At 46.7% G+C, this 7,462-nt stretch carries 5 protein-coding genes and 1 pseudogene; 2 read left to right on the plus strand and 4 right to left on the minus strand.

The window, feature by feature from the left end; translation table 11 throughout:
• Nucleotides 1-639, minus strand: a pseudogene (locus tag AXFE_RS16055) (IS1595-like element ISAxf1 family transposase); the annotation flags it as partial.
• Nucleotides 640-1,135: 496 nt separating this feature from the next.
• Here AXFE_RS16055 and AXFE_RS16060 point away from each other — a divergent pair.
• A complete protein-coding gene (locus AXFE_RS16060; protein ID WP_235347889.1) occupies nt 1,136-1,990 on the plus strand; it encodes an aldo/keto reductase in 855 nt (284 codons plus the stop codon).
• A gap of 275 nt (nt 1,991-2,265) precedes the next feature.
• On the opposite strand, the gene AXFE_RS16065 is transcribed toward AXFE_RS16060, so the two are convergent.
• Entirely contained in the window at nt 2,266-2,982 is a 717-nt protein-coding gene (locus AXFE_RS16065) for a M48 family metallopeptidase (RefSeq protein ID WP_052606952.1), read from the minus strand.
• A gap of 286 nt (nt 2,983-3,268) precedes the next feature.
• A complete protein-coding gene (locus tag AXFE_RS16070) occupies nt 3,269-3,922 on the minus strand; it encodes a TetR/AcrR family transcriptional regulator (protein WP_052606953.1) in 654 nt (217 codons plus the stop codon).
• A 127-nt stretch (nt 3,923-4,049) separates the two neighbouring features.
• Here AXFE_RS16070 and AXFE_RS16075 point away from each other — a divergent pair, with 127 nt between their 5' ends.
• Entirely contained in the window at nt 4,050-6,263 is a 2,214-nt protein-coding gene (locus AXFE_RS16075; protein ID WP_200891321.1) for an MMPL family transporter, read from the plus strand.
• A gap of 487 nt (nt 6,264-6,750) precedes the next feature.
• Here AXFE_RS16075 and AXFE_RS16080 read toward each other — a convergent pair.
• Nucleotides 6,751-7,462: DUF4338 domain-containing protein (locus AXFE_RS16080; protein WP_200891322.1), on the minus strand; the 712-nt coding region annotated here is incomplete at its 5' end.

Consider the following 7,462-nt stretch of genomic DNA (forward strand, 5'->3'; position numbering starts at 1 on the left):
TAACTTGGGTTACCATCACTTATCAGCTTGGTATCGGAATCTAAACGTCTCACAAAAANCATCTTTGAATGATTTAGCAGTGGTATCTTTGATTACTTCCATGAAGCAATGAGTAGGAGCACCATTGCTAATCGACACTCCAATTAGGACATTGGTTTGTTTTGTTCCCTTTCCTCTTCTGCCTTCGCCATGGCTCTCACCACCTAAAAAGAACTCATCTACTCAGGCGTTTCCTCCAAGTTTATATAAACCATTTCGGTCAGCCATTGCTTTTCGTAGCTTATTTAGCATCAACCAGCCAGTCGAATAAGATACTTGAACGAATTTAGCAATGGTAGTAGCCGAAAGACCACGCTTGTCGTTGGACAATAGATAGATAGCGGAGAACCACTTGGATAAAGAGATATGGCTTCGATGGAAGATGGTTCCGGAGGTAACGCTAGTTTGACGGTGACAAGATTTACATTGAAAAAGTGGAGCTCGAGATGCTGCATTTCTTCGATGGTTTGGCCTGATTAAGGTAAACTGGTCAGAGTCACACTTTGGGCATCTAAATCCCTCTTTCCACCGCAATTTGATCAAATGATCTTCACATGCTTCCTCTGAAGCGAAGCGTACCATAAAGCCTGAGATATCCACCATGCCTCCTTTATCGAACATCTGTTCTACTAAAGATTAGCTCCAATCTGGTCTCGGTGGAGGCGAAACTTACGAAACTTGATAAGTATGTTTTAGAACACGGACTATTAGGAATTTTGTCTAGTGGAACCCTAGCGGCGACTTTATGATTATTTAATCAATCGACTCTATTATATAGATCAAAGCTTTTTTGGCCGATTTATATTTGTCTTGAGATTTGAATTCGATATTTTTTGAACCGCCAACATGGCATATCTAATTTTCAGGTCTGAAAGATTTGGATAGTAGCTTTCGAATTTTTTATCAAAGCGTGATGACCCAACTTGCTTAGGCGAAAGTGCAATTGGTGAATTGATGGGAGACGCCCGAGGGAATGTTTTATCTATAGAGCATGTTTGAAACTGAAAGGTTAAAGAAATTAATTTTGTGCAATGCCTTTGGTCTACTTCTTTCAAGAAACCAAAGCGTTGTACGACTTTCACTGGAAGGTGGCATTTTGGAAAAACTAGGTGGCAGATTCAATATAGGTGGCTCGCTCGAGGTCAATCGACTTGGCTTTGGGGCTATGAGAATAACCGGACCTGGAATTTGGGGAGAACCTATCGACCGTCCCGGAGCGATTTTGGTTCTTCGCAAAGCGATAGACGTTGGGATCGACTTTATAGATACAGCAGATAGTTATGGTCCTTACGTAAGTGAAGAGCTTATTCGAGAGGCACTTTATCCATATGCCTCTGGTGTAAAGATTGCTACCAAGGCAGGTCTCGTCCGTACCGGGCCAAACCAGTGGCATCCAGTTGGACGGCCTGAATATTTGCGTCAGGAGCTCGAAATGAGCCTGAGGCGTTTGGGCGTGGATAGGATCGATCTCTTTCAACTTCATCGGATAGATCCAAAGGTTGATCTTGCGGATCAGATTGGTCTTTTGAGCGATCTCCAGAAGGAGGGTAAGGTGAATAGAATCGGTCTCTCAGAGGTGAGCGTAAGCGATATCACAGAAGCATCCAAGTACGCAAAGATAGACACAGTTCAGAATCTGTATAATCTAACGAATCGCTCATCAGAAGCAGTCCTGGAGTATTGTGGAGCAAATGGGATCGGTTTTATACCTTGGTTTCCGATTCAGATGGGGTCTTTAGCCGGAGGTTCTGGTGTTGTAGGCGAAGTCGCAAAAGAGCTGGATGCCACTCCGGCTCAGGTCTCGTTGGCGTGGTTGCTACATAGATCTAAAGTGGTTCTGCCGATTCCAGGAACTTCTTCGGTGGACCATCTGGTAGAAAATTCCAACGCCGACAAGGTGAAACTCTCTGATGATCAGTTTAAGAGACTTTTTGAGATTGGAAATAAATAGTCGCGATTTTTTTCGGCGCTTTAGATCGTTATATTTGATCTAAAAGTCGATAAGATTCCTTTATTTTAAATAGATCGATAGCGGAGTGCCCAATTCTAACAGGGTGCTCCGCTCTTTATTAAACTTAGGTTTTAATACTTATTGATGGACTATGTGAGGATGAAGTGATCTTGAGGATTGATTTGAACAGCATTAGGCGACCCCTTCCACTAAGACGATCGCTAATTTTGGGTTAATTTCAGATTTCGAGGCAGGCAAGAGGGTTTTATTGGACTCTACAAGGTGGGCAACATCCAGTTTGGAATTGCCTTAGACGATCTATTTAGATGCGTTTTATTGATATGACAGTTCGGATCGAATTTGCTTAGGTGCAGCCAGAATTCTTTAGAATGGTTCATGTGCGTGATATGTGCTAGTTCGTGATAGATGACCGAACGCACTAGAGTCGGATCCACGAAGAGCAGCCTTGCGTTTAAGGTGATTGTCCCTGAACTTGAGCAGCTTCCCCAGCGAGTCTTTTGGATACGAGTGGCCACCTTTTTTGGAGATACACCCATCTCCGAGGCGAGCTTAGTCACTAGTGGGGTGAACTCCACTTTGGCCCTATGTTTCGTCCAGTCGCGTAATAGATGAATCGCTTGCAGGGTGGTCTTATTGGTTCCGCCGGTGAATTCCAAGATGTTTGGGTGTTTTTCTTCGAGGTAGATATGAGCTGGATCTCCAGATATCTTTTTAATCGTCCAAAGTTCATTGGTTGCGGCCAAATAGAAGGTTTCGGGGAGCTCATGTTTTTGTGGCAGTCCAGAAATGTCAGCGCGCTTTGCAAGTCGGTTTTGAGCTTGGCTGATCCAGTCACCCTGTTCGTGGACGAAGCGCTCTATCTTGGACCTGTCAAATCCCAAAGGGACCACTACCTCTACGCTTTGGTCAGCCTTGACCTTGATGCGCGCATATTTTAACCTGTGGTTGACTGTGATTGAATAATCCTGCAATTACGTGTCCCTAAAGTGCCGATTTCCATAGAGCTATCGTAATACAACAGCTCGATCTTTCTACTTCAGTATCTGTCTTTTACGCTTGGGTAGCTGAAATTTTTCTTGGTAGGGTTGAATCTTTGAGCAAATGGTTAGATTTCTAAGGTGAGTATTGATCCACGGGACCAAAAGGCAACTGATTCTATGTGGCTATTTGACCTTGAGCCTCTAGCTTTGCCAAAAATAAGTGAAGGTCTGGAGCGTCCCTAGTGGTGTCAAGACTTATGTCGAGAATTTGGTAGATTTAAGCATCGATGGCCGAGGTCTTCAGGGCGGGTATCTTGAATCCGCTTAACATTATGGTTAGTGACTTATCGAAGGTGCTCCTAATCAGGTCATCGCGCTCTCGCGCGCTTATCGCAGTGTCATTAGATATGTTTAGCGCCGTTCGAGCCGCTCCGAATACAGCCCTAGCGAGCACCAGCGACCAGATCTTGAGATCGAGTGAGTTTCCTTCTGGTTCGAGGTAACGAGCACGCCCTTCCATCTCTTGAGCCAACGATGACTCCCAGTTGAAGATGATCCCCAATAGTTCTTTGTGGACGTCGACGATGGTCGAACTCCCTATGAATTTTCGGATCTGGCTTAGATTGGGCGGCGAATCCTCCAAGGTTTCGTTTAACGCGAATTTGATAGCGACTATGGGGTCGCTTGACATGGGGATTACCTTTAAATTTTGAATGAATTTGGCGAGCACCTCCTTGAGATTTGAAAATAACAGCTCCTCTTTGCTCTCGAAATACCTGTAAAAGGTGCGTTCTGAGACGTTCGCTGACTCGGCAATTTCTCGAATCGTGGTATCAAAGAAGCCTTTTTCTTGGAATAATCGTCCAGCCTCTTTCATGATGGCAACCCGTGTTTGCAGCTTCTTTTTTTCTCTTAGACCAAGTTCGTTCAAGAATCTTCCTCCGTTGGACTGGATTACCCCTTTAATTATAGACGCTTATGACAAATGGCAGAAGTGCCATAAATTTGAATTATATTTTAAATGGCAGTTATGACAATATTTACTTTTGGAGGAACAGGTGGATGAACTCCTAGATGGGTCGTTCCGAGATTCTTTAGCATCGGAGGGCAATTCAAATAGAGGGCCCTCCTCGACGGGGATTTTATACCGCCTAGGTGCATGGAATGCGCGACACTTCAAGACCTCGATTTTGGTTTGGTTATTGGTAGTTGTATTTCTAGTGGTGCTCATGGGAAAGATTGGCGGAACTTATTCCAACAACTACTCACTTCCTAACACCCAGGCTTCAACTGGTCTTTCTATTTTGCAAGCAAACAATAAAGCTGTAACTGGATATTCGAGTCAGATCGTTCTCGTTGACCCAAATAAGCCATTGAGTAACTTTTCCGCGCAAATATCTCAAGCTTTGACCAGCTTGTCCAAATTGCCCAATGTCGTCTCCGTTTCGAATCCCCTAACCGCCACCGGCGCTGTCTCTGTCTCTGGTGAGACGGCTTACATATCTGTTGCCTTCAATCAGAATCCTTCCTTGTTCTCGCCTAGTTACATCTCCTCGGTTGAAACTGCGATGAAGTCGGTAACAAATGCGAAGGTGAATGTCTACTACAATGACCCTCTTGGCCTTTTGGCGAATCCCAAGGCAAGTGATATTAGGTCCGAGTTGATTGGGCTTGTGCTTGCATTGTTGATCATCGCCTTTGCCTTCAGGTCGCTATATGCCGCTGGATTACCACTCGTCTCTGCCTTGATTAGCGTCTTGGGGTCGCTGGGGATAATGGCCTTGCTCGCCAAAGTTACCACCTTCTCAACCACTTCACCTACCCTTACGACGATGTTGGGTTTGGGGGTCGGAATTGACTATTGTCTGTTTCTGACTACCCGGCATCGCCAGAAGCTGATGGATGGTTTATCACCAGCGGAGGCGGCTGGAGTAACGGTTTCTACCTCTGGTGGATCCGTAATTGTTGCTGCGGCCACGGTTTCGGTTGCACTTTTGGGACTATACGTCTCGGGGCTAACTTTTATAGGTAAGCTCGGCTTGGCGGCGATGGTGGGTGTGGTTACATCTGCCATTGGCGCAATTACCCTAGTCCCTGGCTTATTCGGACTTTTGGGAACCCGTATGGATCGGATCCACTTTGGGAAAGCTGTTGCAGAGACGGGCGAGGGTGAAGATTTCTGGCATCGATTTTCGCGCTCTGTTCAAAAGAGACCATGGACCTTTTTGGTCTTAGGTTCGATTATTGCCGGTGTTTTAGTGATCCCACTCTTTTCAATGCAGCTTGGTCGTCTAGATGCAGGCTCCAATCCAACCACATATTCAGACCGGCAAGCCTACGGCGCCGTTGCCTCGGCCTTTGGTCAAGGGGCAAATGGTCCATTTGTGATAGTCGTAACGCTTCCCCCAAGCGTTGCAAACTCCTCTAGTGCGCTTGGAACTCTCGAACAAAATTTAAATACTTCGATCTCTTCTCTTTCTAATGTTGCTCACATTACGGTGCCTAACCTCTCTCCAAATAAAGCCATCTTGTATTTCAATGTTGTTCCGACTTATGGACCACAAGCCTCTCAGACAAAGGCGCTCTTTGATAATTTGGTAAATGTTACCCTTCCCAAGGTCTTGAATGGTGGAGAAAAGGGATATGTTACCGGAAATACCGCTTCGGGAATCCAATTCCTAGAGTTGGTAGTTTCAAAATTGCCAATCATCATTTTGTTCGTTATCCTTGCAGCGTTTATCATCTTGATGGCCACCTTCAGAAGCATATTGATTCCAATCAAGGCAGCCCTGTTGAATCTGTTTTCGATAGGAGCGGCTTATGGAGTTGTTGTTGCTGTCTTCCAGTGGGGCTGGGGGTCGTCGTTGGTTGGAATGAACCAGAAGGTTCCGATCGAGTCCTACGTCCCGATGATTATGTTTGCGATTACCTTCGGACTGTCGATGGACTATGAAGTCTTTTTGATCTCAAGGGTAAAAGAAGAATTTCTGCGTACTAAGGATTCGTCGTTAGCCGTTGCATCAGGCCTTTCGCAAACGGCACGAGTGATCAGCTCTGCCGCGAGCATCATGGCGGCAGTCTTTTTCGCCTTCGTTGCTTCTACCAATATTGTCATCAAGATGTTGGGAGTGGGTTTGGGCGTGAGTGTCATTATTGATGCGACCATCATTCGCCTCTGTCTCGTCCCATCAGTTATGGAACTTTTCGGCGATGCCGCATGGTGGTTTCCAAAGTGGTTGGATAAAGTTGTGCCAAGAATTGATGTCGACTGAGGTTGGTCTAAGAATTCAGAAATAGCTCTCATGGCTAGCTGCTAATCAAGTTTGTTGGGTTCCGAAACCGGGCACTTATCAGAGATGCTTGCGAGAGTCACTTTGTTTGGCTTTCAATGGATAATCCGGTCGCACTTATTCTTGGAAAATCTCTGACCTAGAGTCGATGATCTTTCGGAGATCAGTTTCGGTACGACTTCTTTTTATCTCCTTGGGCAGCTTGAATTCCATTTGACTTTCCCTCGTCGATAGTCGGTTACTTCCGAAATGGATAGGGGAAAGTTTGTTTTAACGGCCTTTTGGTTGGTCCGTGTTGATTAGATTGTTGCTCCTATGCGACCTGCCAAACAAGGGTAAAAGGCGCTGGGTAAAACTCTGAATAACAGGTTTTTAGCGATTCGTCCTTGGCCCGAGACCTCTGATGGTGTGTACACATTCGGAGATCCCGTCCGAAGAGGGTTTGATTCGTAACGTTGACGGGGCGATCTCACATGCTGGTCTGAGTGCTGAGAATGGTTTTGTAAGCTCGGTGCAGCGGGTAAAGATAGACGTCCTTCACCGGTAGTGCTTTGGCATGGGTGCGGTCTAGCTTGCCGCGACCTTGGGTCTTGCCGACTTGGATCCAATTGGCTGCTCGGTAGCTGGTACCAGCAAAGCGACCAGTCTCGACAAAGGTCTCGACGAGCACCGGGGCATAGCCATAGGCGACCTGCCAGTCATCACGCAGGCGTCGGGTAACTTTGGCGAGGATCTTGGAGGCGAGGTTGGGAACCTGGATATAAGGCAGGATGAGAAAGCGCGCGTTGCCCACCACGAGGTGCAGCCGGGAACGACGAGTCTTGTCGTCCCAGCCGATATGGGTGTCACGAGGAGCGCACTTCCAGGCCGACGCACCAAAGGAGAGTGCAGACACAAAGCCACAGTCGGCTTCTACCAGATATCGCAGTTGTGCACCAGCGAGAGGCACGTATCCGAGGTAGTGGTAGCTCGCGATGGTTTGGTTCCAGATCGCAGAGGCTTTCTTGGTCTGAACCAGGTGTATGCGGAGATCTCCGATCTGAGACAGTGTGCTCGGAGACATGTCGGGGAGGCGCAGTTGGGCATTAGGACTCTGGTAGCGAACAGCTCTGCCGTTGGTGTTCTCGCTCCGTGGTGGAGGAAGAGTGATGAGGCCGTCTCTATGCATGCGCAGGAACGCC

This window comes from Acidithrix ferrooxidans (assembly GCF_000949295.1).
GTDB classification, from domain to species: domain Bacteria; phylum Actinomycetota; class Acidimicrobiia; order Acidimicrobiales; family Acidimicrobiaceae; genus Acidithrix; species Acidithrix ferrooxidans.